The following is a 25142-nucleotide window of genomic DNA, read 5'->3' as shown; positions in this document are numbered from 1 at the left end:
CGGCGGTGTGCGGGCTACAGCGCCGCGGCGGCGGGCTCGATCATCGCCCGCGCGGTCTTGCCGTCGACGTACTCGCCGATTGCCGTCATCTCCCACTCGCCGCCCGGACGGCGGACCAGCTTGCACATCATCACACCGGTGTGGGGCTCGGAGTTGGTGAGGTCGAAGCGGACCAGCTCCTCCTCCGTCCGGGCGTCCAGCAGACGGCAGTAGGCGTCGCGCACGTCGGTGAACTTCTGGCCGGAGAAGGAGTTCACGACGAAGACCAGCCCGTGGACCTCCGCCGGCAGGCCCTCCAGGTGGACGGTGATCGCCTCGTCGTCGCCGCCCTCGCCGCCGACCAGGTTGTCGCCGGAGTGGGAGATCGCGCCGTTGAAGATGCTCAGCTTCATGAACCAGGCCGTCTCCAGCCGCTTGTGCCGGGCGTCGAAGGCGAGGCAGGAGGCGTCCAGGTCGATGTCACGGCCGCGGCCCGCGGACTTCCAGCCGAGAGCCATCCGGACGGAGGAGAGGAACGGGCGGCCGTTCTTGACCAGGGAGACCGAGCTGCCCTTGACCAGGTTGACCCGGCCCTTGTCCAGGGTGATCTTGGCGGGGGCGGCCGGGGCCGCGGGCGCGGCGGGGGCCGGGGGAGCCGCGGGCGGGGCCGGGACGGCGGTCTGGCCGGTGGCGAGGGCGATCCGCGGGTCGACCGGGGTACCGGAGACCGGGGTGGCGGTCGGGTGCCCGGCCGGTGCGGGCGGCGCGGGCGGGGCGGCCGGCGGAGCCGGGAGCTGGACGGTGCGGTCCACCGGGGCCGGCGGCGCGACCGGCGCGACCGGCGCGGCGGGGGCCTGGGCGGCCGGGGCCGGGGCCGAGGAGGCGGGGGCCGGGGAGTCCTCGACGGAGACGCCGAAGTCGGTGGCGATGCCCGCGAGGCCGTCGGCGTAGCCCTGGCCGACGGCGCGCACCTTCCAGGCACCGCCCCGCAGGTAGACCTCGACCACGATGAGCGCGGTCTCCAGGCCCAGCCGGGGCGGGGTGAAGGTGACCAGCACCTCGCCGGTGTCGGCGTCGCGGACGGTGGCGGTGGGCTCCATCCCGGCGAAGGTGGAGACCTGGTCGGCGGGGCTCGCGGTGACCACGATCTTGGTGATGCCGGCCGGGACGGCCCGGGTGTCGACGGTGATCGCGTCGGGGGTGCCGGCGGTGGCCGGGCGGTGGCTGACGCCGGGGCCGTTCGGGGCGTTGAAGAAGACGAAGTCGTCGTCCGAGCGGACCTTTCCGGCATCGGTCAGCAGCAGGCCGGAGACGTCCAGCGCCTTGGGCGCGGTGACCTCGACGCTCACTCGCGCGGCGGTCAGCGGTGCGTTGCCGCCTTGGGTCAGGACGGTGGACACGGACTCCTCCTCGGGTGCGGAACGGCGGCCCGGCCGGGGCCGTCGGGGCGCCGGGCCGGGGTGCTGCCCACAGTAACGAACGAGGTTCGGGGATGTGCCCGTCCGGAACGGCCGACCGCGGATCGTCGAACGACCGTTACACCCGGCCGTCGGCAGGTCAGCGCGCCGCGGTGGCCGGGGCGGTGGACGGTGCGGAGCCCGGGGAGGGGGCCGGTGCGGGGGCCGTTGCGGAGGCCGTTGCAAGGGCCGGGCCGTCGGCCGGTTCGGGGAGCTGCGAGGCGGCCCGGGCGCGGGGCGCGCACGGCTCGACGGGCGGCGGCTGCGCCGGGCCGAAGCCCCCGAGCGCGGCGACCGCGCGGGGGTGGCCGAGGGCGAAGGCGGAGACGCTCCAGCTCTCCGCCGGGGCCGCCTTGCGCGCCGCGGCGGACGGCTCCGCGGCCGGACGGGCGCCGCGGACGCCGAAGGTGTAGTGGCCGGGCCGGACGTCGGTGCCGGGCGGGGTGGTGAAGCGGTAGACGAGGGTGCCGCGCTCCTGCTGGGCGGTGACCACGGCGCCCGGCAGGTCGGTCCAGGCGGCGCCGGCGCCGGGTGCCGACTCGCCCGGGGCGAGCCGGAACTCGGCCTGGAACGCGGTGACCGGCTCGGCCACCGCGAGGGTGAGCCGGTGGCGCAGGCCGTCCCGGCCGAGCGGGGAGAGCAGGGCGGCGCCGGACAGCGCGTGGTCGGTGTCCGGGGCGCTCCCGGGGTCGGCCGGGCCGGCGCCCTCGACGGGGTCGACGGGGGCGGTGGGCCCGGTGGGCGCGGTGGGCGCGTCCTTCCCCGGGGCGCCCGCGGCGCCGACGTCCGGGAGGGACGCGGCGGGCGGCGGCACCGGGCGGCCGGGCACGGTCGGTCGCAGCCCGGGGATGTTCGGTCCCTGGCCGGGGGCGGAGGGGTCGTAGCCGGGCTGCTGGGCGTTCCAGGGCGGGGCCGGGACGGAAGGGGAGGGCGAGGGGCCGGCCGGGGCGTCGGCGCCGGTGCCGGTGAGCTGGGTGCCGTGGGCCGGTGCGTCCTGCCCGGCCGAGGCCTGGCCGCCGGTCTGGGGCGTGCCAGGGCCCGGTGTGCGGGACGCGGGCGGGGTGGCGGCGACCGGCGCGGCTCCCGACGGGCGTGCCGAGAGGTGCGAGGAGGGGGCCGTCGAGGGGTGGCCCGCGGCGGGGCGGCCGGCGGCGGGGGCGGACGACAGGCCGTCGGTCGGGGTCTGCTCCGAGGCCGCCTCGGCCTGGTCGGTGGCGCCCGGCGTGGGCGGCGGGGTGGAGCCGACCCGGGCGACGCCGGCCCGGCGGCCGATCCCCTGCTGTTCGTTGAGCAGCAGGGTGGTGGCGATGCTGATGCCGACCACGGTGGACATCGCCATCGCGGCACCGGACAGGCGCAGGGTGGGCAGCCGGAACAGGCCGCCGAACGGGCGCGGCCGCCCGTGCCGACCCTGCCGTGCGGGCTCGTGGTGCACGTCCCGCGCGGTGTCCTCGCGCACAGCCACCGGACCCCTCCCTCCCCGAAGCCGCCGTCGCGTCGCCGTATTCTCCCACGCGTCGCCGCCGGGTCCGGCTCCGGCCGTCGCGGGCCGGTTCCGCGCGGGCCCGCCCGGGGAGAGGGCAGAGCGTACCAGTGGGTGATCACCTCCCGGTCGGCCCCCGTCCATTTCGTGGACGCCCTTTCGACACACGGAAGTTGACGGTCCGTCTGACAAGGGCTGGTAAGGAGCGGCCGCCCCGGACGGGGGTTATTGCAACCCCCTTGCAACCCTTGCCCGGTGCGCCGGGCGTGACGCAGGCTGAGGTCATCCCACGCCGTCCCGGAGAGACCGTCATGCCGCCCGACCCGCTGTCCGCAGCCTCAAGTGCACCCCTCGCCGCCACCCCCACGGGCGGCGATGGGGACGGCTCCACCGCCGCTCCGGCGGCGGTGGAGGAGGTGCTGATCCTGCGGATCTCGCTGGGCGAGGAGGTGGTCGGCGAGGTGCGCACCCGGTTCCGGTTCGTCGCCGCGCGCCCGTACGAGGTCCTGCTGACCTTCCACCTGGGGCGGCCCGACGAGGCCGACTGGGTGTTCTCACGCGAACTGCTGCGCGACGGGCTGCGCGCGCTGAGCGGCCAGGGCGACGTCAAACTGTGGCCGGCGTACTGCCCGTGCCACGGCGCGACGCTGCACCTGGCGCTCGAATCCCCGCACGGCAGCGCCCTGCTGGAGGCCTCCAAGCCCCGGGTGCAGGCCTGGCTGGACCGCACCTACGCGCTGGTCTCCGAGCACCAGGAGCGCCGCTGCGGTCCCACCGACGCCGAGCTGGCCGCGCTGCTCGCGAACGGCTGACGACGGGGCGCCGGATCCGCTCCGCCCGGCCGGCGGCGGAGCGTCAGCGGCGCTCCGTCGGCGCGGCGACGCGCGGCGGCGGCAGGGGCGGCGCACCGGGCAGCCGGGCCGTCCCCGCGGCCAGCGCGGCCCGCAGCCGCCGCACGGCCGGGGCCGAGGAGGAGGGCAGCAGGTCGTACGGGTCGTCCGGCCCGTCCACGGTGACCAGCACCGACTCGGCGATCCGGTACGGCCGGTGGGCCAGCAGCCCGCCCAGGTAGCGGCGCAGCCGGGAGAGCTCCGCGCGCACCGTCACCGTCCGGCCCGGGTCGCCGAACAGCGCGTCGGCGAGCTGGGCGGCCGTGCTGCCCTCGCGTCCGGTGGCGAGCAGGAGCAGCAGTTCGGCGTGGCGCGGGCTGAGCGGGTGCGACCAGCTGTCGGCCGCGCCCCGGACGGACAGCCCGGGGCGCTCCGGGCGGCGCAGGTCCAGCCGGAGGTGGGCGCCCTCGGCCTGCTCGGCGGTCACCGTGCCCGAGCCGTTCTCCCCGGGCGGCCGGACCGGGCGCACCAGCCAGCCGTCGGCGAGCGGCTCCAGCGCGCACTCGCCGAGGCCCGGCACCCAGTGCACGCCTGCCGGGGTCCAGCCCTCGCTGGGCACCCGCAGCCGGCTGGGCGGCGGCAGCCCGGCCGCGGCGGCGGTCCAGCCGGCCGCGTCCACCACCAGCGCCGGGCCGCCGACCCGGGCGAGCAGCGGGGCGGCCAGGGTGCGCAGCTGGTGCAGCGCCTCCAGCCGGTGGGCGCGCAGCTCGGTCTCGGCCAGCCGGGCGGCGGTCGCGGTGAGCTGGAGCAGGTACGGGCGGATGCTGTGCGCGGGGCCGCTCAGGTTGATGGCGCCGACCAGCTGCCCGGTGCCGGGGTCGCGCACCGGTGCGGCCACGCAGGTCCAGGAGTGGTGGCTGCGCAGGTAGTGCTCGGCGGAGTGGACGTGCATCGGGCGCCGGGCGCGCAGCGCGACCGCGATGCCGTTGGTGCCGACGCTCTCCTCGATCCAGCGGGCGCCGGTGATGAAGCCGATCCGGTCGGCGCTGCGGCGCAGGCCGCGTTCGCCCTCCTGCCAGAGCACGTGGCCCTCGGCGTCGGCGACGGCCAGCAGCAGCGGGGCCGTGCCGCCCGTCTCCACCAGGGTCTCGCGCAGCACCGGCAGGACGGTGTCGAGCCCGCTGGTGCGGCGTCGCTGTTCGATTTCGCCGGGGCCCAGCAGGACGGCGGCGGCGCCGGTGTCGGGGTCGAGGCCGAGGCGGCGCAGCCGGGCCCAGGAGTCGCCGATCTCGGGCCGGGGTTCGAGCAGGCCGGGGCCGCCGGTCTCCTCGGTGCGGGCGGGGGTGGACAGTTCCCGGGCGGCGGCGTCGGCGAGGGTGCGGTCGTGGACCTTGGCCAGCTCCGTCGCGGACGGCGGGGTGCGGCGCTCTGGTCGTCGGGACTGCCGTCCGGTCTGCCGCACTCGCTTCGCTCCTCGCCGCCGTTCGAGGACGCGTCGGGGCCGACGCGCTGACGAAAGCGTACGGGTGCGGTGGGCCGCTGGGGACGGGGTCGGGCAAGTCGGCATACCGGGCGGTACGGAACGCGGGTCCGGCCCCGGGCCCGGCCGTGCCCACCGGGGTGCGGGGCCCGACCCCCGGCGGCCACGGCCGGCGGTCAGCGCTGGGCGCCGGAGCCCTGCTGGGCCGCCTCCACGGTGTGGTGCAGGTCGGCGGTGGCCTCCAGGGCGGCGCCGGTGCTCAGCGCCAGGCAGGCGGCCAGGGCCACGGCGGCGGCCCGCAGCCAGGTGCCCGGGGCGGAGGCCGGGCGGGGCCGGAGCAGTGCGGCGACCCGGCGCGGGACCGGGCCGGAGTGGGCGGTGGCGACCGTCCGGGGGCGGGCCGGCCAGGGGGAACGGCTCGCGGCCAGGGCCGCCCGGCCGACCGCGCGGGCGGTCACGGCGCGGTCGCCGACCCGGGCCGCCGCGACCTCGTCGGCCCAGCGCTCCAGGTGGTACCCGAGGGGTGCGCGCAGCGGGCGCAGCGCCGGATGGACGTCGGCGGCGTGCTCGGCGAGGGCGAGGAAGAGGTGGTGGCGGGCGGTCAGGTGGGCCCGTTCGTGGGCGAGCAGGGCGGAGCGCTCGGGGCCGTCGAGGGCGCGCAGCATGCCGGAGGTGACCACGATCCGGCCGGGCTCGCCCGGTCGGCCGGGGCGGCCAAGGCGGCCGGGCAGGGCGAAGGCGTCGGCGCAGTCGTCGTCCAGCACGGTGAGCGGGTGGTCGGCGGGCCGGAACAGCGCGGCGGGCCGCAGGAGGGCGACCGGCCGCAGCCGGGTGAGCGCGGGCGGCGACGCCGAGGGGCGTGACCGGCGCACGGAGGCGCACGGGGGGCGCATGTCCGAATGCTGGGCAGAGGAGGGGGCGCGGCCCGGCCGGTGGGCGCCCGTCCGGTCCGTCCGGTCCGTACGGTGGCGGTCGGTGCGGTCGGTGCGGTCGGTGCGGTCGGTGCGGTCGGTGCGGTCGGTGCGGTCGGTGCGCTCGGTGCCGCCGGTGCCGTCGGTGGGTCGGCCGGGGTGGTCGTGGGCCGGGAGCGCGGCCCGGGCGGTGCGCAGCTCCCGCTGCCGCCGGTGGACGGTGCGCGCCGCCAGTGCGCCGAGTGCGAGGAGCGCCAGGGCGGCGAGCGCGGCCGCGAACGGCGCGCCGGGCGAGGCGGCGGTGAGCCAGGGCAGCGAGAGGTGGCCGAGGGCGGCGACGGGCGGGAGCTGGAGCAGCCCGTCGGCGGCGAGCAGGCCGAGCGAGCAGAGCGTGCCGCCGGCCAGCACGGCGGTGGTCGCGGCCAGCATCCAGGCGGCGGCCCGCGGCGGCAGCGCCTCGGCGAGGCGGCGGGCCAGCGGGGCGGCCAGGAAGGGCAGCAGCAGCGGGACCCAGACGGCGAGCATCATCGGCCGGCCGCTCCCGGGGTGCCCGGGCCCGCGGTGTCCGGGCCCGCGGCGCCGGCCCCGGTCGCCTCCGCGCCCGGGGCGCCGTCGCCGAGCAGTTCGCGGAGCAGCTGCTCGTCCTCGGCGGAGAGGTCGGAGACGAAGCGGGCCAGCACGGTGGAGCGGTCGGACTCGCGGCCGAGTTCGGTGTGCATCCGGCGGGCGGCGAGCCCCGCGGTGTCCTGGACGGTCGGGGTGTAGGCGTAGGCCCGGCCGGCCCGGGTGCGCACGACCGTGCCCTTGTCGAACAGCCGGCCGAGGATCGTCGCGATGGTGGTGCGGGCGAGGTCCCCGCCGAGCGCGGCCTGGACGTCCTGCGGCGTCATCGGCTGCCGGGCGGACCAGAGGGCGGCCAGCACCTCGGCCTCCAGCTCCCCGGCGGGCCGGCGGGCGGACGGTACGTCGGGCATGGCGGCGCTTCCTCCAAGTTTCGTCTACAGTCATGTAGACCGTCTACGCAACTGTAGACGGTCTGGGCGGGTTCCGATGCGAACCGCCCCCCAACGTACGGGAGGTCCGTCGGCCTTGCTCCAGTTCCTCGCCGATCCGGCCGTTCACCTCGCGGTGAACCCGCTGGACGCGTCCTCACTGCTCGCCGCCTTCGGCGCGCTCGGCATCGCCGTGGTGCTGTTCGCCGAGACCGGCCTGCTGGTGGGCTTCTTCCTGCCCGGTGACTCGCTGCTGTTCACCGCCGGACTGCTCTGCGTCCCCGGCGCCACCAAGGGCCCGCAGCTGCACCTGTGGCAGGTGCTGCCCGCCGCCCTGGTCGGCGCGCTCGTCGGAGCCCAGGTCGGCTACCTGATCGGCCGCCGCGGCGGCCGGGCGCTGCTGGCCCGGACCCGGAGCAAGAGCCTGCTGGAGGGCGTGGCGCGGGCCGAGGAGCTGTTGACCAAGTACGGGCACGGCAAGGCGATCGTGCTCGCCCGGTTCATCCCGGTGGTCCGTACGGTGCTGAATCCGCTCTGCGGCGTACTCGACGTGCCGGTCCGCTCGTTCACCCTCTGGCAGGTGCTCGGCGGCGTGGTCTGGACGGTCGGCGTGGTGCTCGCCGGGTACGGGCTCGGCTCGTCCGTCCCCAGTATCGACCGGTACCTGCTGCCCATCATCGGTCTGGTAGTAGTTGTCTCCGTGCTCCCCATTGTTCTCGAACTGTTCCGCGCCCGTAAGGCGCGACGTCACGGAGGTGACATGTGACGCCATCCCGGGCGCTCGCCGTGTACGACGGCAGCGGAATCGACGGCGGCCTGTACACCCGGGTCAACGGCTGGGCGCAGTCGGCCCCGCACTGGCTGGACGAGCTGATCAAGGTCTGGTCGGCGCTCGGCCTCGGGCTGTTCGCGGTCTTCATGCTCCTCGCGTGGTGGCGGGCGCGCGGCGCGGACTCGGCCGTGATGGCCAGGGTGCTCGCCTCGCCGGTGATCGTGGTCGTCGCCTACGGCGTCAACTCGGTGTTCAAGGGCATGGTCGAGGAACTCCGGCCGTGCGCCCAGATCCCCGGCAGCGTCGCGCTGGAGACCTGCCCGGGAACCGGGGACTGGTCCTTCCCGAGCAACCACTCGGTGATCGCCTTCGCCGCCGCGGCCGCGCTCTGGTTCGCCGACCGGCGGCTCGGCTGGGTGGCCGGCCTGTTCGCGGTGCTGATGGCCGCCTCCCGGGTCTGGGTCGGCGTGCACTACCCGCACGACGTGGCGGTGGGCGCGCTGGTCGGGCTGCTGGTCGCGGTGGTGCTGGCGCCGCTCGCCGGGCGCTGCGGACCGCTGGTGGACCGGATGCGGGCGGGTGCGCTGCGGCCGCTGCTCGGGCCGGGCGCGCTGCCCCCGGTCGACCGCGGCTACGCGACGCAGGGGCGCTGACCCCGCCGCCGACGCCGCCGGGCACTCCGACGCCGCTGCGCGCTCGGACGCCGTTTCCCGGGCCGCCCGCCCCTTGTCCGGTTTCGGACGACGGGTGGAGCATGTGAGCCGGGCGTGGGGCCTCCTCCGGGGGGGGGGCGCCCGCCCGGCTCAGTCGTGCTCGGGCGCGCGGGCGCCGGGCGTGCCAGCGGAGGGAGTGCCGAATGCCGTACCGACTCGACATCACGCAGGGGGACTGGCCGGGGGACCTGCTGCACAAGGGCGTCGAGGGGCTGCTGGCCGAGGCCATGGTGCTCACCCTCGCCACCGCGGGGCACGAGCACGGCCCGCACGCCAACCTGGCCTTCTTCGCGTACGACGACGACCTCGTCCTCTACTTCGTCAGCGAGCGCTCCACCCGGCACAGCCACCACCTGGCCGAGGAGGCCCGGGCCGCCGCCACCGTCTTCCTGCCGCCGCCGGTCTTCGGCGAGCAGCTGCGCGGCCTCCAGCTGACCGGCAGCGCGGGCGAGGCCTGGGGGCGGCAGGCCGAGGCGGCGCTGGCCGCCTACCAGGGGCGCTATCCGGCCTTCGCGCGGGACGAGGAGGCCCGGCGGCAGTTCCTGACCGGCGGCGGGGCGGCTGCGCTGTACCGGTTCCAGGTGGAGGAGCTGACGGCGGTGGACGAGCCGAACTTCGGCCGGCGCAACTACCTGCGGGCGCGGGTGGTGCGGTCGTAGCCGCCCCGGTCGTCCCGACGGGCCCGGCGGCTGCGACCGCCGGGGCCGCCGGGGCCGCCGGGGTCACGGGGCCGCAGGCGCGGCCGGGGCCGTGGGCGCCACCCCCGAATGGCCGTCGGGTTGTCTGTACAACTTCCCAGGTGGTTCATCTCCGGGACGGCAGTCCGACGCCCCTCGGACACCCGGGCGCATCAGCCTGGACGCATGAGAGTCATCGTCGTAGGAGCAGGCGTGCTCGGCAGCATGCACGCCTGGCAGGCCGTCGAGCGCGGCCACGAGGTCGTCCACCTGGAGCGCGAGACCGAGGCCCGCGGCGCCTCGGTGCGCAACTTCGGCCTGGTCTGGGTCAGCGGCCGGGCGCAGGGCGAGGAACTGGACACCGCGCTGCGGGCCCGCGAACTGTGGGAGTCCATCGGCGCCCGCGTCCCGGACCTCGGCTTCCGGGCGAACGGGTCGCTCACCGCGATCCGCACCGAGGCCGAACTGGCCGTCGCCGAGCAGGCCCTGACCCTGCCGGACGCCGCCGCCCGCGGCTACCGGCTGCTCGACCCGGACGAGACCCGCGCCGTCAACCCGGCCCTGCGCGGCAAGCTGCTCGGCGCCCTGTGGTGCGAGCGCGACGCCGCCGTCGAGCCCCGCACCGCCCAGCGCGCGCTGCGCGGGTACCTGGAGTCCACCGGCCGGTACACCTTCCTGCCCGGGCGCGAGGTGCGCGAGGTGGTCGGCGAGAACGCCGTCCGCGACGACCACGGCGACATCCACACCGGCGACCTGGTGATCCTCTGCACCGGAGCCTGGCTCGGCGGCCTGGTCCGCGAACTCGCCCCCGCCCTGCCGGTCCGCCGGGTCCGCCTCCAGATGATGCAGACCGACCCGCTCGGCGAGACCCTGACCACCTCCGTCGCCGACGGCGACAGCTTCCGCTACTACCCGGCCTTCGCCGGCACCGCCCTGGACCGGCTGCGCGAGACCCAGCCCCAGCCGCCGGTCGCCGCCGAGCACAGGATGCAGCTGCTGATGGTCCAGCGCCGCGACGGCGGCCTGACCATCGGCGACACCCACGAGTACGACCAGCCGTTCGGCTTCGACGTCGTCGAGGACCCGTACGACCACCTGGCCGGCGTGGTCGAGGAACTGCTCGGCCGCCCGATGCCGAGGATCCGCCGCCGCTGGGCCGGGGTGTACGCCCAGTGCGTCGACACCACCCGGGTCGTCCACCGCGAGCGCGTGCGCGACGGCGTCTGGCTGGTCACCGGCCCCGGAGGCCGCGGCATGACCTGCTCGCCCGCCATCGCCGAGACCACCGCCCAACTCGCCAACCTGTAAGGAACCTTGTTGTGACCACCGATATCCGCCTGGTCGTGCTCGACATGGCCGGCACCACCGTCGCCGACGACGGCCTGGTCGAGCAGGCCTTCACCGCGGCCGCCGCGTCGCTCGGCGTCGAGGCCGGCAGCCCGGAGTTCGACCCGATGCTGGCCCACGTCCGGGCCACCATGGGCGAGTCCAAGATCTCCGTCTTCCGGCACCTGTTCGGCGAGGAGGAGAAGGCCCGGCGGGCCAACGCCGCCTTCGAGGCCGCCTACGACGACCTGGTCGACGCCGGCCACTGCGCCGCCCTGCCCGGCGCCGCCGAGGCCATCGCCGAACTGCGCGGCCGGGGCCGCAAGGTGGTCCTCACCACCGGCTTCTCCCGGACCACCCAGGACCGCATCCTGGACGCCCTGGGCTGGCGGTCCGTCGCCGACCTGACCCTCTGCCCCGCCGAGGCCGGCCGCGGCCGCCCGTACCCCGACCTGGTGCTCACCGCGCTGCTGCGCACCGGCACCGACTCGGTCCACCAGGTCGCGGTCGCCGGCGACACCGGCTACGACATGCTGACCGGCACCCGGGCCGGCGCCGCGGTCGTCGCCGGCGTCCTCACCGGCGCCCACGACGAGGCCCGCCTGCGGGCCGACGGCGCGACCCACGTCCTCGGCTCGATCGCCGAACTGCCCGCCCTGCTGGGCTGATCCGGCACCCCGCCCCGGGCCCGGCCCGGGGCGGTTGCCGGTCGGCTCAGACGGTCGACGGCCCGGGCCGGCGCACCGACCAGAGCACGACGCCGTCGATCAGGACGTTGCAGCCGAGGAACAGCAGCAGGTAGGCGGGGGAGTCGACCTCGCCGGGGAGCTTGGGGGCGACCCGCCCGGCCGGGTCCATCCGGACGGTGACCACGTCGCCGCGCTTGAACAGCGCGTCGCGCTCCTCCAGCGGGCCGCCCGGGACCTCGTCGTTCAGCTCCGTGGCGGCCAGGGTGTACGCCCGCCCGGTGCCGTGGAGCGAGTCGGTGACCTTCTCGTCGACCACCACGGCCCGCACCGTCCGGCCCGAACCCAGGATCAGGTTGGTCCAGGCGGCGGAACCCGCGAGGTACGCGACGAAGGCGACCGCGCAGATGCCCGCGCTCCAGCCGAACATCCTCTTCTGGAACGCGGGGTTGGTGTCGGCGTCGCGGCGCAGGGCGAACGCGATCAGCATCACCAGGGGGTAGCCGAACCCGACCACGGTGGCGAGGAACGAGTTGACGTAGACGTCCAGCGCGATGACGGCGACGAGCACGGCGGTGGAGAGCGCGATGAGCGCCACCGCGCCCCCGAGCCGGCGCGGGCCGCTTCGGGTCTCCTGGGCGGGCGGAGCGACTGTCATCCGAAGGCCTTCCGGACGTTGTCCCACTGGTCGGGCGGCGCGGTGTCGCGGCTCTCGTCCCGGGGCGGGTGGAAGGAGATGCCCCGGTACGCGGCGGCGACCAGCGGCAGCCACTCGTCCCAGTGGTCGACGTCCTCGGTGGTGAAGACGGCGGCGACCACGTACGGGCTCCACGGGTGCGGGATCAGCAGTTCGAGCTGGCGGACCGTGCCGACGGCCGACTCCGGTACGCCGAAGACCGCGCCGGGCACCGGGACGGTCAGCTCGCGGGCGGCCAGGGCGGCGCGGCCGAGCGGCAGGTCCACCACGCCGACGTCGGCGTCCGGCCAGGCCTCGGCCAGCTCCGCGGCGACCCGCGCGGGGTAGCTGCCCGGCGCGCCGAGGTCCTGCGGGCGGAGGAAGACGGAGAGCACGCCGTGGATCGGACCGCCGTCCCCGGCCCGGACCAGACAGCCGGACACGTGGACGGCGCCCTCCCGCAGCTGGGCCTGGAGCGCGGTCTCGGAGGCGATCACGGCGGCGAGCTTCTGCTCGGCCCCGGCATCGGGGAAGAGCGCGTCCAACTGCTCCGCGGCCCGGGCCATCCGGTCGCCGGGGTCCTCGTCCAGGTCGACGGCGGTGAAGCCCGCGGGCAGGTCGAGCCAGAGCGGCGGGGCGGTGGCCCCCGGGGTCTCAACGGCCATAGCCGGCCGCCCATCCGCCCATGCCGAGCAGGTTGCCGACGGTGGACACGCTGCCGATGATGACGTTGGCCTTGCCGCCGCCGGCCGCCATGCCCGCCGAGCCGATGACGCTGTTGCCGCCGGTGGTGTAGTTGACCGCGCCGGCGAGGTTGTCGCTCGGGTTGTCCTGGGTGAGCGCGTACGCGGTCGGGGCGTTGAGCCCGGCGGTGGTGGCGGCCTGGACGCCGTCGGAGACGTTCATCGCGGTGGCCTTGGAGACGCCGAGCTTGATGGCCGGCTTCTCGATCGCCGTGGTGAAGAGCGGGTTGGCCGGGTCGATCCCCCGGGCGGCGGTCCGGACCTCGGTGGACCCGGCGGAGACCGCGCCGCGCACGCCCGCACCGGCGGCGCGGGCCTCCCGGACGGCGGTCACGCCCTTGGCCGCGACGCCCACGCCGGGGATCGCGCCGAGGACGTCGCCGCCCAGGGTCAGCCAGTTGCCGATGTTCTTCTGCGGCGGCCACAGCTGGCCCTTGGCGGCGTACTGGGTCGCGTGCGCGCCCGCGGCGGCGGCGCTCAGCAGGAGCGCCGGCAGCGCGAAGGCGGGGAAGAAGATCGCCGCGACGCCGCAGACGCCGGCCGCGACGGTCAGCAGGTCCGCGCCGTGGTTCTTGAACCAGTCGCCGACCTTGCTGAGCCAGCCGGGCTCCGGCGGGGCCTTGCTGTCGGCGGCCTTGCGGACGGCCTCGGCCGTCTTCCTCGCGTCCGACTGGTGGGTCCCGGCGAGCTCGTGGGCCTGCTTCTGGAGGCCGGCCAGCTCGTTGGAGGCGCTGGTGAGCAGGCCGGCGGCCGAGTCGAGGTGGCTCTTCGCCGTGTTGTAGCGCTGTTCGGCGGCGGCGAGGCTCGCGTCGTCGGAGTAGTGGCGGCCGGCCAGTTGGAGGTCGGGGGCGGCGGCCGCGGCGCTGTGCGCCCGGTCCGCTTCGTCCTTCTTCTTCTTGGCGGCGACCGCGGAGGCGGCCAACTCGGCCGCTTTGGGCTGGTGTTCGGTCAGCGCCTTGTACCAGACGTCGAGCGCCGTGTAGGCCGCGGTGATCGAGTCGGCGGCGTCCTGGAGGTAGCCGGGGAGCTTGTCGAACTGCTTGGCGAACTGCTTGGCGGCCTCGCCCGTCCACTCGCCCTGGTTGGAGGAGAGCTGGGAGAGCGTGGTGTGCACGCCGGTCAGGTGCTGGCCCACCCGGCGCAGGCCGGTGCTGAGCGCGGTGACGGCGGCGGAGTCGCCGGGGGTGGGGTTGAAGCCGAGGCCGGACCAGTCGGGCGCCGGCGGCGTCGGGGCGCTCACGACTGCCCCGCCGGGGTGAGGACCTTGACGATGCTCTGCTCGGTGCCGTCGTAGTTCTTCTGCACCTGCTCCAGGCCCTCGTCCAGGACCTTGACGCACTCCCGGACCTTCTTCAGGCCGAACTGCCACTTGTCCTTGAAGTGCCCGCAGGCCTCGTCCAGGAAGTCGAAGCCGGTGCCGGTGTGGCCGGCCGCTTCGAAGGCCTTGAGCCCCTGTTCGAGTTCGTCGCCGCAGCCTTTGAGGTCCTGGGCCAGCTTGGCGAGGAATTCTGTACTGACTTTGAAGTCGGACACTTTCGCCCCCCGATGCGTCGTTTGTCGGACCGGGCGAGCATAGCCCCGACCAGTGCGCCGATGATCGCCCGCGCCGGGGTCCGGGGGAGGATGTTTGCGGGACCTTTACGGGCCGTCGACGCCTTCTTGACGTCGGCGGCCCGGCCCGGTGGGACGTGCGAGGGTCGGTCTCAGCGGCGCCAGAAGCCGCGCTTCTTCGGGGTGACGAGCTGCACCACGGCCGTGACGAACAGTTCGGCGACGGGCGAGGGCCCCGGGCCGTGGTTGAGGTGGCTCTCGGCGGTCCACTCGCCGAGGACGGTGCCGGGGCTGCCGTCGAAGGGGCTGAACGCGTGCTCCAGGGTCACGTAGCGCACCGACCTGGCGCCCTGGGGCTGGACGGCGGCGACGAAGTGGGCCTCGGTGGCGCCGACCGCGGTGGGCAGGGTGACCAGCAGCATGTGGTGGCCGTCGACCGACAGGTGCCGGCAGTCGAGGCCGTGGTGTGGCAGGCGGTCCTCGGGCGGCAGGGCGGCGCCGAGGTCGTCCCAGATCTGGGTGACGACGGGCAGCAGGCTGCCGCCGTCCGGGGTCGGGGTGGCCACGCGCGGGCCGAACTCCAGTACCTGGCGGGCGAGTTCGCGGTGGACGAAGCGGTAGTGATGGGGTCGGGGGTCCGTCATGGGGGACACCGTAGCGAAGGCTTCGGGGCGGGAGGCCGGCACGTCCGACGTCCCGCCCCGACAGGGTGGTTGACCAGCGTATTCGGAACTTGACGGAGCGTCAGAACGGCGTCAGGAGTGTCCGCCCTTGAGGTTGAGCACGACCACCCCGACGATCACCAGCGCTATGCCCAGCCACTGGAGCCGCCCGAGCGACTCGCCGAAGGCGACCACGCCGATCCCGGCGACCGCCGCGGTGCCGGCCCCGGACCAGACCGCGTAGGCGACCGAGACCGGTATGTGCTTGAGCGCGCGGCCGAGCAGCACGAAGGAGAGCGCGTAGCCGATGCCGACGCCGAGGCTCGGCCAGAGCCGGGTGAACCCCTCGGTGAGCTTGAGGCAGCTGGTGGCGCAGACCTCGCTGACGATGGCGAGGGCGAGCAGGAGATAGGGCATGTCAGGGTCGAACCGCGCCGGGACCGGCGAGCTTCCCGAGCAGGGCGAGGTCGGCCTGCTCCAGGCTGGCGAGCAGGGTGATCCGCTCGCCCCGGGGCATCGGCACCGCGGTGGACGGCACGGCGAGCACGGCGCAGCCGGCCGCGGTGGCGGAGGCGACCCCGGTCGGGGTGTCCTCGACGGCGAGGCAGGCCGCCGGGTCCAGGCCGAGCCGCTCGGCGGCGGCGAGGTACGGGTCGGGCGCGGGCTTGGTGCGCTCGGTGTCCTCGGCGGCCAGGGTGACGGCGAACCAGTCCCGGCCGATGGCGGACAGCACCAGGTCCACCACCCGGCGCGGGGAGGCGGAGACCAGCGCGGTGGGCACCCGGGCGTCGCGCAGCGAGGCCAGCAGGGCCAGCGCGCCGGGGCGCGGAACCGTCTCGGCGGCGACCTTGCCGGCGAAGGACTCGCCGAGCCGGGCGGCGAGTTCGGCCTCGCCGAGCGTGGTGCCGCTGACCCTGTGCAGGTGGGCGGCGGTGTGCTCGATGGCCTGGCCGAGCACCTCGGGGGCGTCCTGGTCGGTGAGCGGGCGGTTCAGTTCCTCGGCGAGTTCGGCGGCGGCCTGCCACCACAGCTGCTCGGTGTCCACCAGGGTGCCGTCCATGTCGAAGAGGACGGCGGCGGGCAGGACGGCGGCGGGCAGCGCGGCGGCGGGCGGGGCGGAGTTCTCGGGCAGGACGGAGTCGGGCAGGGCGGAGTCAGGCATGGCGGTACCTTCGGTGGTTCTTCGGTGCCCCGGTGGACGGAGCAGGGAGGTACGAGGTTCTCAGGCGGTGCGGCGGTCCACCAGCACCGGGCGCTCCGGCAGGGTGAGCGCGGCCCGGGCGCCGGCCGGCAGGGCGGCGGCGGCCTCGGTGGGCAGGTCGGCCTTGACCTCGGTGCCGTCGTCCAGGCGGACGGTGAGCCGGGTGACGGCGCCCAGGAAGGAGGCGGTGACCACCAGCGCGGGGCCGTCCTCGGCCGGGGTCAGGGTGACGTTCTCCGGGCGGACCAGCACCTGGAGCTCGCCGTCGGCCGGGATCGCGCCGTCCACCGCGTGCCGGCGGCCGAGCACCTCGACGCCGTCCGAGGTGCGGGTGCACGGGATGCGGCTCATGGTGCCGACGAACTCGGCGACGAAGGCGGTGGCCGGCCGGCTGTACAGCTCGGACGGGACGGCGCACTGCTCCAGCCTGCCGGCCCGCAGCACCGCGACCCGGTCGGCCATCGACAGCGCCTCCTCCTGGTCGTGGGTGACGAACAGGGTGGTGATGCCCAGCTCCTGCTGGAGGCGGCGGATCTCGTCGCGCAGCTGGAGGCGGACCTTGGCGTCCAGCGCGGACAGCGGCTCGTCCAGCAGCAGGACGCGCGGCTGGAGGGCGAGCGCGCGGGCGAGCGCGATGCGCTGCTGCTGGCCGCCGGACATCTGGTGCGGGTAGTGGTCGGCGCGGTGCGGCAGGCCGACCAGCTCCAGCAGCTCCTGGGCCCGCTTGCGGCGCTCGGCCTTGCCGGTGCCGCGCATCCGCAGCCCGAAGGCGACGTTGTCCAGGGCGGTCAGGTGCGGGAAGAGGCTGTACGACTGGAACACCATGCCCGCGTCGCGCTTGTGCGCGGGGATCGCGGTGATGTCCCGGCCGTCGACCAGCACCTCGCCGGAGTCGTGCTGCTCGAAGCCGGCCAGGATGCGCAGCGCGGTGGTCTTGCCGCAGCCGGACGGGCCGAGCAGGGCGATCAGCTCGCCCGGGTGGACGGTCAGGTCCAGGCCGTCGAGGGCGGTGGTGGTGCCGAACACGCGGCGCAGGGAGCGGAATTCGACGGTGGCGCTGCCGGGGGAGAGCGAGACGCCGTTGGCGATGGCGGTGGCCGTGGTCATGACTGGTGACTCCGGGGGGTTTCAGGAGGTGGCGGTCTTGGCGCGGCGCTCGCGCCCGGCGGTGGCCAGCAGGAGCAGCAGCAGCCAGGTGAGCAGCAGGCTCAGGATGGAGACCGCGACCGACATGTGGGCCTGGCTGTTGCCGACCGAGTAGATCCAGACCGGGAAGGGCTGGAAGCCGAGGATCGAGGCGGTGGTGAACTCGCCGAGGACCAGGGCCAGGGTGAGGAAGGAGGCGTTCAGCAGGGCCCCGCGCAGGTTGGGCAGGACCACGGTGAACACCGCGCGCGGCCAGCTCGCGCCGCAGTTGCGGGCGGCCTCGACCAGGGTGCGCACGTCCATCGAGCGCAGGCCGGCGTCCAGGGCGCGGTAGGCGAGCGGCAGGGCCATCAGCACGTAGGCGATGACCAGCACCAGCGGGAAGTCCGGGTCCTGGACGAACACGAAGGTCTGGAAGAACGGGGTGTCCATCAGGTAGTCCGGGCCCCAGCGCAGCACGCCGATGAGGCCGGCGGTCAGGGCGACCGGCGGGACGACCAGCGGCAGGGTGCAGAGCACGTCGATGACCGGGCGCAGCTTCGGCGAGCCGAGCCGGACGGCGATCAGCGCCGGGACGAGCAGGAGCAGCAGCACCACGACGGTGACCACGGCGAGGCCGAGGGTCAGCCAGAGGCTGTCCAGGAAGCCGGGGGCGGAGAGCAGTCCGGTGTAGGCGGAGAAGGAGATGCCCTTGGGCTCGTCGATCGAGAACCAGAAGGAGGCCGCGAGCGGGACGACGAAGTAGACGCCGGCGAGCAGCAGCACGGCACCGCGCCACCAGCGCACGTCGCGTCGGCCGGGGCGGGCGGGGGTGGTCAGCTGAGCCATCGGGCGCTCCGGCGCTGGAGGGGGAGGTACACGGCCATCACCAGGACGGCCACGACGATCATGTTGAGGCTGAGGGCGAGGGCGAGGTTGCCCTGGCCGACCAGCACGTTGCCGGAGAGCGCGTCCGCGATCGAGCGGCTGACCAGCGGGACGGTCGCGCCGACCATGGCGGCGGCCGTCGCGTAGGCGGCGAAGGCGCTGCCGAAGAGCAGCACGAAGCCGCCGAGCAGGGAGGGCAGCAGGATCGGCAGGGCGACGTGGAGCCAGTACTGGACGGTGGTGGCCCGGTTGTTCTGGGCCGCCTCGCGCCACTGGGTCCGCAGGCCGTCCAGGGCCGGGGTGATGGTGAGCACCATCAGCGGGACGAGGAAGTACAGGTAGACGACCGTCAGGCCGGTGAAGGAGTACAGCGACCAGCCGTGGTCGGTGAGGTGCAGCAGCCTGGTGATCTCACCGGCGTTGCCGAGGGTGGCGACGAACGCGAAGGCGAGCGGCAGGCCGCCGAAGTTGGCGAGCACGCCGGAGGCGGTGAGCACCGCCTGGCGCAGCCAGCCGCGCCGGGAGGTGACGACGGCCTGGGCGAGCGGTACGCCGAGCACGGTGGCGAGCAGCGCGGTCAGCGCGGAGAGCTTGAGGCTGCTCAGCATGGCCGTCCGGTAGCCGCCCTGGACGGAGGCCGTCAGGTTGTCGAAGGTGAACTGCCCGGCGCCGCTCTCCGCGTCGCTGGAGGTGGTGAACGCGCCGATCACGATGGCGACGCAGGGAAGTCCGAAGCCGATCAGGAAGAACAGCAGCAGCGGCACGGTGGCCAGCCAGGAGGCGCCGCCGAGGCGGGCGAGCGGCCGGCGCCGCGGGGCGGGGGCGGTGCTCGTGGGGGAGGTGGTCGTGGCGGTGGCGGACGCCCCCGCGCCGCCACCGGGGGAGGTGGCGGCGGGGGTGGTCGGCACCGGGGTGGGAGCCGTGGTCATGAGTGCCTTTTCTCAGCCCGAAGTGCGGTACGTGGCCGGGTGTCAGCCGGCGACGGCCTTGGTCCAGTTCTCGGTGACGACCTTCTTGGCCGCGTTGATCTGGTCGACGGTCGGGAAGGTGGTGAACGGCTTCTCGACGGCCGGCAGCTTGGCGGCGGCGGTGGCGTCCAGGGTGCCGTCCTTCTTCAGGGCCTCGAAGGTGGACGGGGTGGCGTAGCCGCCGAGGAAGAGGTTCTGGCCCTCGGTGCTGAACAGGTACTCCTGCCACAGGCGGGCGGCGGCCGGGTGCGGGGCCCACTTGTTGACGGCCTGGTTGTAGAACTGGGCGTAGGAGCCGTCGGTCGGGATGGAGACCTTCCAGTCGACGCCCTTGTCCTTGAACTCGTCGGTGTAACCGGCGTTCAGGTAGGACCAGTCGATCGAGATCGGGGTCTCGCCCTTCTCGATGGTGGCCGGGGTCGACTCGACCGGGTTGAAGTTGCCGGACTGCTTCAGCTTGCCGAAGAAGTCGATGCCGGGCTGGACGTTGTCCAGCGAACCGCCGTTGGCGAGCGCGGCCGCGTAGACGCCGCCGAAGGCGGAGCCGGACTTGGTCGGGTTGCCGTTGAGGGCGACCTGGCCCTTGTACTCGGGCTTGAGCAGGTCGGCGAAGGTCTTCGGGCAGTTGGCGATCTTCTTGGCGTCGCAGCCGATGGAGACGTAGCCGCCGTAGTCGTTGACGGCGGCGCCGTTCGCGTCCTTCATGGTGTCCGGCACCTTGTCGAAGGTGGCGACCTTGTAGGGGGCGAGGATGCCGTCCTTGACCGCCTGGAGGGCGAAGGCGCTGCCCAGGTCGACCACGTCGGGGGCGCGGTCCTGGCCCTTGCGGGAGTTGACCGCGTTGATCTCGTCCTGGCTGGAGCCGTCCGGGTTCTCCTCCTCGACCTCGATGCCGTACTTGGCCTTGAAGCCGTCGATGATCTTGCCGTAGTTCGCCCAGTCCCGGGGCAGCGTGATGACGTGCAGCTTGCCCTCCTTCTTGGCCGCGGCGATCAGGCCGTCCATGCCGCCGAAGTCGGCGGCCGAGGTGGCCGTCTTGGCGTCCTTGGCGCCGTCCTTGGCGGCGTCGCCGGACTTGGCGCTCGAACCGGCGGAGCCGCAGGCGGTGAGGGAGAGCGCGGCGGCGGTCAGTACGGCCGCGAAGGCGGCGGCGCGGGCGCGGTGCACGGTCACGGGGAAGTCTCCTGTTAAGGGGGCGTACTGCGAGGGGCGTTCGCGGGGGGTTCCGCGGGCCTGCGTCTCGCGAAGGGCGGCGGACCGGCCGGGTGAGCGATCGATCGACGTCGTCCGAGTTGACTAGCCAACTTCGCTGACAGCAGTAAGTACGCCGGAGGCCGGTGACGGGAAGGTGAACGGACGGCCCAGAACCGGGGTCGGCTGCGGGAACGGTGGAATCCGGCCATCGGAGCGTGAACCGTTCGGTGCGATGCTTCGAAGGCGCAGCGGGATAAGGTCGGGCTGTCCGCGCCGGTACGGCTGCGCAGGACACCGCCCCAGGAGGGACATTGACTGACGTGGCAACTGAGCCCCAGCGCCCCGGGGCCGAGGGGCGCCCGGCCGCCGGGGACCACTCGGCCGCCGGGGACCACTCGGCCGCCGCGGAGCCCGCGGCCGAGCGCCCCGGCGCGCTGTACCGGAAGGTCGCCGCCGACCTGCGCGAGGCGATCACCACCGGCGCCTACGGCGAGGCCGGCCGGCTGCCCGCCGAGGGCGCGCTGGCCGAGCAGTACGGCGTCTCCCGCGGCACCGTCCGCCAGGCCCTCGCGGTGCTGCGCTCCGACGGACTGGTCACCTCCCGGCGCGGCACCCGCCGGGTGGTCCTCGGCGGCGCCCGGGTGCAGAGCTTCTCCGAACTCCTCAGCTTCACGCACTGGGCGTACTCGATGGGCGAGGAGCCCGGCGGCATCCTGGACTCGCTGGTGCGCCGCCCGGCCGACGCCGCCGAGCGCGAGCAACTGCGCCTGGAGCCGGGTGCCGAGGTGTACGTCATCGTCCGGCTGCGGACGCTGTCCGGCACGCCGGTGATGGTCGAGCGCACCGTGTACCCGCCGCGGGTCGGCGAGATCGTCGCCGAGCTGCCGCCGGACGTGGTCTCGCACACCGAAGTGCTGCGCGAGCACGGCATCCTGTTCACCGACGCCGACCACACCATCGACGTCGTCCCGGCCAACGCCGAGGACGCCCGGCTGCTCGGCTGCCGCCGGGGCGGTCCGCTGCTGCGCGAGCGGCGGCGCACGACCGACCCGACGGGCACGCCGGTGGAGTGGTCCCAGGACCGCTACCTGCCGGGGACGGTGGCGTTCAGCGTGCACAACTCCCTGGCCACCTCGGCGCTTTCGCGGCACGCGCGAGAGCTGGACTGAGCCCCTCGCGCGTGCCGCCCGGGTGCCCCCGGCGCGGGGGCGTCACCGTGCGGGCGTCCTGACGGCGTGAGCAGTGAGCGCCCGCACGGCGTGAGCGCCCTCAGCACGTGAGCGCCCTCAGCGCGTGAGCGTCCTCACCGCATGAGGGCGGCGAGCAGCGGGCGGTAGTGCTCGAAGCCGGGCGTCGGGGCGCCCGCCACCTTCGCCCGCTCGTCCCAGCGCCGCACCGCCACCGCGTCCCGCGCGCCCGGGAGTTCGGCGAAGGCGGCGGCCCGGCGCTCGTCCATCGGGCCGCCCTGGACGCCCAGCGTGTACTCGGAGGCCGCGGAGAGCCGCTCCCGGTACCCGGGCTCGACCGCGCACAGGTAGCGCTTGGCGGCCACGTGCAGCCGGACCGGCTCGGTGACCTCCGGGCCGAACCAGCGGGCCAGCCAGTCGGCCCCGGAGTCGCTGTGGCGATTGTCCTGACCCTCCATCAGATCCCTTCCGTGCGCGGATCCCTGGCCGTGCTCGTCGAAGAAGTGGCCGACGTCGTGCAGCAGCGCGGCGGCGACCAGGTGCGCCGGCGCCCCGGCGGCCTCGGCGGCAGCGGCGGCCTGGAGCATGTGCTCGGCCATGGTGACCTCCTCGCCCAGGTACTCCCCGGCGCCCTCGCCCGCGAACAGGGCGGCGATCGCGTCCAGCGCGGCGGTGCGGCGGCGCAGCACCGCGAGGGTGCTGTGCAGGGAGTCGAGGTCGGCGTAGCAGCCCTGGAGGTGGCGGTGGCCGTCCTGCCGGAAGGCCGTCCGGGCGTGCATCAGGCGGGTGTTGTCGAAGATCAGGCAGTCGCCGGGGCCGAGGCGGAAGGTGAGCCGGAGCCCGGGGCGCAGGGTGATCGCGGCGAAGCGCCGGTAGGCGGCGTAGAAGGCGTTCAGGCCGTTCGGGGCGCCGGCCCGGACGGTGCCGATCGAGCGGTTGTTGAACCTGACCTCGCGGATCCGGCCCAGCGGGTCCACGTCGATCAGCGGGCGGTCGGCGCGCAGTTCGGTGCCCCGGTCGCGGAAGACGAACGGGACGGGCGTACGGGTGAGGACCTCGAACGCGGCCGGCGCCTCCTCCCGGAGGAGCGCCGCGGCCTTGAACCCGTCCACCAGCCCGGAGTCGCCGCCGGTCGCCGAGTTCTCCAGGCAGTGCAGCAGCTGGAGGGTCGGCACCGGGTCCCGGTACGGGTTGTCGGTGTGCGGGGCGATGGCGACGCTGGTGAAGGCGAGGTTGTTCGGGTCCGGCTCGACCCGGACGTCGAACAGCTCCCCGTAGTTGGTGACCCGTACGTGGCCGAAGCTCTCCGCCACCCGCAGCACCTGCCGCTCGACGGCCGGCACCCCGCGCAGCACGGCGAAGCCGTCATCCCGTACGGCGGCCAGCACCGCGGCCCGCTCGGCCGGGTCGGCCAGGTAGGCCTCCCACCGCGCCTGCGGGAGGCCGGACGCGAAGTCCGCCGCCGTCCAGAGCCGCTTGCCCCGCTCGGTGCGCCCGTCGCCCTCGTCGGCCCGGTCGAGCCACTCCAGCGGGTAGCGGGAGCGGTGGCCGTCCGACCAGTGCACCTCCAGGTGTCCGTCGGCCTCCGCGCTCCCGGCGACCGCCAGGTCCTCGGGCAGGTCGTCGATCTGGAACAGCTTCTGTCCGTTGCGCGGGTCCCGGCACTCGGCGCACGGGCAGTTGTCGCGCAGCCAGTACGGCGGCAGTTCGGTCATCGGTCTTCTCCTCGGCGGCACTACGGCTGTCGTATGGGCTGAAGTTGTATAGCCAACTTCAAGCACTGTCCGGGAGCCTGCCTGCCGCCGGTGAGTTCCACGTGCCGGGCGGGTGAACGCTTCGGAAACTGTGCCGGCGGGCGGTTCCCGCGGGCTGTTCGGGTGAGGGGCGCGGGGTGCGGGGCGTTTCGGGGAGGGGAGGCGCCCGGGCTGGGGCACTGTCGGAGGAATTCCTCCTGCTTCGAGAGGCGATCGGCCATGGCCCATTCCTCATCCAATCCGCCCGGCTCGGGGCACACCGGGCTGCGGCGCGAGGTCGGCGTCATCGGACTGCTCTGGGCCTCGGTCGGGGCGATCATCGGCTCCGGCTGGCTCTTCGGGGCGCAGAAGGCGGCGGTGGCCGCCGGGCCGGCGGCGCTGCTGTCCTGGGGCATCGGCGCGGTGGCGATCATCCTGCTGGCGCTGGTCCACGCCGAGCTGGGCGGGCTGTTCCCGGTGGCGGGCGGGACGGCGCGCTACCCGCACTACGCCTTCGGCGGGTTCGCCGGGATGTCCTTCGGCTGGTTCACCTGGCTGCAGGCCGCGACCATCGCGCCGATCGAGGTGCAGGCGATGATCAACTACGCCCAGCACTGGAGCTGGGCGGACGGCCTGCTGAACAAGAACCTGACCCTGACCGGCTGGGGATTCGTCGTCGCGGCCGCCCTGCTCGGAGTCTTCGTCGCGGTCAACTTCCTCGGCGTGCGGCTGCTCGCCCACACCAACAGCGCGGCCACCGTGTGGAAGGTCGCCATCCCGGTGCTGACCATCTTCGCGCTCGGCCTCACCGAGTTCCACGGCTCCAACTTCGACGTGCACGGCTTCGCGCCGGACGGCGCCAAGGGCGTGCTCACCGCGATCAGCAGCAGCGGGGTGATCTTCGCGCTGCTCGGCTTCGAACAGGCCATCCAGTGGGCCGGGGAGAGCCGCAACCCGCGCCGGGACATCCCCCGCGCGGTGCTCGGCTCGGTGGTGGTCGGCACCATCGTCTACGTGATGCTCCAGGTGGTGTTCATCGGCGCACTGCCGCCGGAGACCTTCGCCCAGGGCTGGAGCACCCTCGACTACCCCGGGATCAGCGGACCGTTCGCCGGCCTGGCGACCCTGATCGGCCTGGGCTGGCTGGCCACCGTGCTGTTCATCGACGCGGTCATCTCGCCGGCCGGCACCGGACTGGTCTACATCACCTCCAGCTCCCGGGTCACCTACGGCCTGAGCCGCAACGGCTACGCGCCGCAGGTGCTGCAGTCCACCGACAAGCGCGCGGTGCCCTGGCTGGGCCTGCTCATCGCCTGGGTGGCCGGGGTGATCTGCTTCCTGCCCTTCCCGAGCTGGCAGCGGCTGGTCGGCTTCATCACCTCGGCGGTGGTGCTGATGTACGCGGGCGCCCCGCTGGCCTTCGGGGTGCTGCGCAAGCGGCTGCCGAAGATGGAGCGCTCGTACCACCTGCCCGGCGGCTCGGTGATCTCGCCGCTGGCCTTCGTGGTGGCGAGCCTGGTCATCTACTGGTCCGGCTGGGACACCCTGTGGCGCCTGGGCCTGGCGATCGTGATCGGCTACGCGCTGCTCGGCGGGTACTCCTGGTACGCGCGCTCCAAGGGGCTGCCGAACGCGCCCCGGATGGACTTCCGGGCCGGGCAGTGGCTGCCGGTCTACCTGCTCGGCATGGGCCTGACCTCCTGGCAGGGCACCTTCGGCGCGGGCGCCAAGGGGAACCTGCCGCTGTGGTGGGACATCGTGGTCGTGGTGGTGTTCTCGCTGGTCGTCTACTACTGGGCGCTGGCGATCGCGCTGCCGACGGAGGAGATCGAGCGGAACATCCGCGGCGTCGAGGTGGTGGACGTCAACGGGCACTGAGCCCGGGCACGGCCGCGGCCCCCGCAGGAC

Annotated in this window: 25 protein-coding genes; 8 read left to right on the top strand and 17 right to left on the bottom strand. The window is 74.7% G+C overall.

Features of this window, described 5'->3' with window-relative positions:
• Positions 1-14: 14 nt before the first annotated feature.
• Entirely contained in the window at positions 15-1367 is a 1353-nt protein-coding gene (locus ACFVGO_RS31250; RefSeq protein WP_380635390.1) for a TerD family protein, read from the bottom strand.
• A 169-nt stretch (positions 1368-1536) separates the two neighbouring features.
• Positions 1537-2901, bottom strand: a complete 1365-nt coding sequence (locus ACFVGO_RS31245; RefSeq protein ID WP_380635361.1) for a hypothetical protein — start codon at positions 2899-2901, stop codon at positions 1537-1539.
• Between the two features lie 329 nt (positions 2902-3230).
• Here ACFVGO_RS31245 and ACFVGO_RS31240 point away from each other — a divergent pair, with 329 nt between their 5' ends.
• Positions 3231-3731, top strand: a complete 501-nt coding sequence (locus ACFVGO_RS31240; RefSeq protein ID WP_359905384.1) for an SsgA family sporulation/cell division regulator — start codon at positions 3231-3233, stop codon at positions 3729-3731.
• Positions 3732-3774: 43 nt separating this feature from the next.
• Here ACFVGO_RS31240 and ACFVGO_RS31235 read toward each other — a convergent pair whose 3' ends face one another.
• The 3 genes from ACFVGO_RS31235 to ACFVGO_RS31225 all read right to left on the bottom strand — a co-directional run bounded on the left by ACFVGO_RS31235 (position 3775) and on the right by ACFVGO_RS31225 (position 7114).
• Positions 3775-5211 carry a GAF domain-containing protein gene (locus ACFVGO_RS31235; RefSeq protein ID WP_380635359.1) on the bottom strand — a complete coding sequence of 479 codons (1437 nt, stop codon included), beginning with the start codon at positions 5209-5211 and terminating at the stop codon, positions 3775-3777.
• 194 nt (positions 5212-5405) lie between these two features.
• Complete coding sequence (locus ACFVGO_RS31230) at positions 5406-6668, bottom strand: M56 family metallopeptidase (RefSeq protein WP_380635357.1); 1263 nt, start codon at positions 6666-6668, stop codon at positions 5406-5408.
• Complete coding sequence (locus tag ACFVGO_RS31225; RefSeq protein WP_359905392.1) at positions 6665-7114, bottom strand: BlaI/MecI/CopY family transcriptional regulator; 450 nt, start codon at positions 7112-7114, stop codon at positions 6665-6667. The genes ACFVGO_RS31230 and ACFVGO_RS31225 overlap by 4 nt, the downstream gene beginning before the upstream one ends.
• Positions 7115-7229: 115 nt before the next feature.
• On the opposite strand from ACFVGO_RS31225, the gene ACFVGO_RS31220 reads away from it, so the two are divergent.
• From ACFVGO_RS31220 to ACFVGO_RS31200, 5 genes are all read left to right on the top strand, one after another.
• Positions 7230-7898, top strand: coding sequence for a DedA family protein (locus tag ACFVGO_RS31220; RefSeq protein ID WP_380635354.1), 669 nt, complete (start codon positions 7230-7232; stop codon positions 7896-7898).
• Positions 7895-8557, top strand: coding sequence for a phosphatase PAP2 family protein (locus ACFVGO_RS31215; protein WP_380635352.1), 663 nt, complete (start codon positions 7895-7897; stop codon positions 8555-8557). Before ACFVGO_RS31220 ends, ACFVGO_RS31215 begins: the two co-directional genes overlap by 4 nt.
• 203 nt (positions 8558-8760) lie before the next feature.
• On the top strand, positions 8761-9276 hold the full coding sequence (locus tag ACFVGO_RS31210; RefSeq protein WP_380353729.1) for a pyridoxamine 5'-phosphate oxidase family protein: 516 nt from the start codon (positions 8761-8763) through the stop codon (positions 9274-9276).
• Between the two features lie 204 nt (positions 9277-9480).
• Positions 9481-10602 (top strand): TIGR03364 family FAD-dependent oxidoreductase, encoded by a 1122-nt coding sequence (locus ACFVGO_RS31205; protein ID WP_380353732.1) that lies wholly within the window; start codon positions 9481-9483, stop codon positions 10600-10602.
• An 11-nt stretch (positions 10603-10613) separates the two neighbouring features.
• Positions 10614-11288 (top strand): phosphonatase-like hydrolase, encoded by a 675-nt coding sequence (locus ACFVGO_RS31200; protein WP_359905407.1) that lies wholly within the window; start codon positions 10614-10616, stop codon positions 11286-11288.
• Between the two features lie 46 nt (positions 11289-11334).
• Here ACFVGO_RS31200 and ACFVGO_RS31195 read toward each other — a convergent pair whose 3' ends face one another.
• The 11 genes from ACFVGO_RS31195 to ACFVGO_RS31145 all read right to left on the bottom strand — a co-directional run bounded on the left by ACFVGO_RS31195 (position 11335) and on the right by ACFVGO_RS31145 (position 20293).
• The gene (locus tag ACFVGO_RS31195) at positions 11335-11964 is read right to left on the bottom strand and encodes a hypothetical protein (RefSeq protein ID WP_359905410.1); all 630 of its coding nucleotides are present in this window, start codon (positions 11962-11964) and stop codon (positions 11335-11337) included.
• Entirely contained in the window at positions 11961-12647 is a 687-nt protein-coding gene (locus tag ACFVGO_RS31190) for a hypothetical protein (protein WP_380635349.1), read from the bottom strand. Before ACFVGO_RS31190 ends, ACFVGO_RS31195 begins: the two co-directional genes overlap by 4 nt.
• Positions 12637-13965 carry a putative T7SS-secreted protein gene (locus tag ACFVGO_RS31185; RefSeq protein WP_359905416.1) on the bottom strand — a complete coding sequence of 443 codons (1329 nt, stop codon included), beginning with the start codon at positions 13963-13965 and terminating at the stop codon, positions 12637-12639. Before ACFVGO_RS31185 ends, ACFVGO_RS31190 begins: the two co-directional genes overlap by 11 nt.
• A complete protein-coding gene (locus ACFVGO_RS31180; RefSeq protein WP_359905419.1) occupies positions 13962-14258 on the bottom strand; it encodes a hypothetical protein in 297 nt (98 codons plus the stop codon). Before ACFVGO_RS31180 ends, ACFVGO_RS31185 begins: the two co-directional genes overlap by 4 nt.
• Positions 14259-14428: 170 nt before the next feature.
• Entirely contained in the window at positions 14429-14920 is a 492-nt protein-coding gene (locus ACFVGO_RS31175; protein ID WP_359905421.1) for a hypothetical protein, read from the bottom strand.
• A 111-nt stretch (positions 14921-15031) separates the two neighbouring features.
• Complete coding sequence (locus ACFVGO_RS31170) at positions 15032-15355, bottom strand: multidrug efflux SMR transporter (protein WP_359905424.1); 324 nt, start codon at positions 15353-15355, stop codon at positions 15032-15034.
• A gap of 1 nt (position 15356) precedes the next feature.
• Positions 15357-16100, bottom strand: coding sequence for an HAD family hydrolase (locus ACFVGO_RS31165; RefSeq protein WP_380353740.1), 744 nt, complete (start codon positions 16098-16100; stop codon positions 15357-15359).
• A gap of 60 nt (positions 16101-16160) precedes the next feature.
• Positions 16161-17246, bottom strand: a complete 1086-nt coding sequence (locus ACFVGO_RS31160) for an ABC transporter ATP-binding protein (protein ID WP_380635345.1) — start codon at positions 17244-17246, stop codon at positions 16161-16163.
• A 21-nt stretch (positions 17247-17267) separates the two neighbouring features.
• The gene (locus tag ACFVGO_RS31155; RefSeq protein WP_359905433.1) at positions 17268-18113 is read right to left on the bottom strand and encodes an ABC transporter permease subunit; all 846 of its coding nucleotides are present in this window, start codon (positions 18111-18113) and stop codon (positions 17268-17270) included.
• Complete coding sequence (locus tag ACFVGO_RS31150) at positions 18101-19081, bottom strand: ABC transporter permease subunit (protein ID WP_359905435.1); 981 nt, start codon at positions 19079-19081, stop codon at positions 18101-18103. Before ACFVGO_RS31150 ends, ACFVGO_RS31155 begins: the two co-directional genes overlap by 13 nt.
• A 42-nt stretch (positions 19082-19123) precedes the next feature.
• The gene (locus ACFVGO_RS31145) at positions 19124-20293 is read right to left on the bottom strand and encodes an ABC transporter substrate-binding protein (RefSeq protein WP_359905438.1); all 1170 of its coding nucleotides are present in this window, start codon (positions 20291-20293) and stop codon (positions 19124-19126) included.
• A 341-nt stretch (positions 20294-20634) separates the two neighbouring features.
• On the opposite strand from ACFVGO_RS31145, the gene ACFVGO_RS31140 reads away from it, so the two are divergent.
• Positions 20635-21483, top strand: a complete 849-nt coding sequence (locus tag ACFVGO_RS31140) for a GntR family transcriptional regulator (RefSeq protein ID WP_380635342.1) — start codon at positions 20635-20637, stop codon at positions 21481-21483.
• 134 nt (positions 21484-21617) lie between these two features.
• Here ACFVGO_RS31140 and ACFVGO_RS31135 read toward each other — a convergent pair whose 3' ends face one another.
• Positions 21618-23216 (bottom strand): TauD/TfdA family dioxygenase, encoded by a 1599-nt coding sequence (locus ACFVGO_RS31135; RefSeq protein ID WP_380635340.1) that lies wholly within the window; start codon positions 23214-23216, stop codon positions 21618-21620.
• A 258-nt stretch (positions 23217-23474) separates the two neighbouring features.
• On the opposite strand from ACFVGO_RS31135, the gene ACFVGO_RS31130 reads away from it, so the two are divergent.
• On the top strand, positions 23475-25112 hold the full coding sequence (locus ACFVGO_RS31130) for an APC family permease (protein ID WP_380353748.1): 1638 nt from the start codon (positions 23475-23477) through the stop codon (positions 25110-25112).
• Positions 25113-25142 lie beyond the last annotated feature (30 nt).

Source organism: Kitasatospora sp. NPDC057738 (assembly GCF_042798815.1).
GTDB classification, from domain to species: Bacteria; Actinomycetota; Actinomycetes; order Streptomycetales; family Streptomycetaceae; genus Kitasatospora; species Kitasatospora lactacystinica.
Note: the sequence above shows the minus strand (reverse complement) of the source record. Positions and strands in the feature narration are given on the sequence as shown.

Bases quoted from the DNA above. Each gene is read 5' to 3' on its own strand.
- ACFVGO_RS31240 (WP_359905384.1), top strand. From the start codon at position 3,231: ATGCCGCCCGACCCGCTGTCCGCAGCCTCAAGTGCACCCCTCGCCGCC.
- ACFVGO_RS31230 (WP_380635357.1), bottom strand. From the start codon at position 6,668: ATGATGCTCGCCGTCTGGGTCCCGCTGCTGCTGCCCTTCCTGGCCGCC.
- ACFVGO_RS31225 (WP_359905392.1), bottom strand. From the start codon at position 7,114: ATGCCCGACGTACCGTCCGCCCGCCGGCCCGCCGGGGAGCTGGAGGCC.
- ACFVGO_RS31210 (WP_380353729.1), top strand. From the start codon at position 8,761: ATGCCGTACCGACTCGACATCACGCAGGGGGACTGGCCGGGGGACCTG.
- ACFVGO_RS31205 (WP_380353732.1), top strand. From the start codon at position 9,481: ATGAGAGTCATCGTCGTAGGAGCAGGCGTGCTCGGCAGCATGCACGCC.
- ACFVGO_RS31195 (WP_359905410.1), bottom strand. From the start codon at position 11,964: ATGACAGTCGCTCCGCCCGCCCAGGAGACCCGAAGCGGCCCGCGCCGG.
- ACFVGO_RS31190 (WP_380635349.1), bottom strand. From the start codon at position 12,647: ATGGCCGTTGAGACCCCGGGGGCCACCGCCCCGCCGCTCTGGCTCGAC.
- ACFVGO_RS31175 (WP_359905421.1), bottom strand. From the start codon at position 14,920: ATGACGGACCCCCGACCCCATCACTACCGCTTCGTCCACCGCGAACTC.
- ACFVGO_RS31170 (WP_359905424.1), bottom strand. From the start codon at position 15,355: ATGCCCTATCTCCTGCTCGCCCTCGCCATCGTCAGCGAGGTCTGCGCC.
- ACFVGO_RS31165 (WP_380353740.1), bottom strand. From the start codon at position 16,100: ATGCCTGACTCCGCCCTGCCCGACTCCGTCCTGCCCGAGAACTCCGCC.
- ACFVGO_RS31160 (WP_380635345.1), bottom strand. From the start codon at position 17,246: ATGACCACGGCCACCGCCATCGCCAACGGCGTCTCGCTCTCCCCCGGC.
- ACFVGO_RS31155 (WP_359905433.1), bottom strand. From the start codon at position 18,113: ATGGCTCAGCTGACCACCCCCGCCCGCCCCGGCCGACGCGACGTGCGC.
- ACFVGO_RS31150 (WP_359905435.1), bottom strand. From the start codon at position 19,081: ATGACCACGGCTCCCACCCCGGTGCCGACCACCCCCGCCGCCACCTCC.
- ACFVGO_RS31135 (WP_380635340.1), bottom strand. From the start codon at position 23,216: ATGACCGAACTGCCGCCGTACTGGCTGCGCGACAACTGCCCGTGCGCC.
- ACFVGO_RS31130 (WP_380353748.1), top strand. From the start codon at position 23,475: ATGGCCCATTCCTCATCCAATCCGCCCGGCTCGGGGCACACCGGGCTG.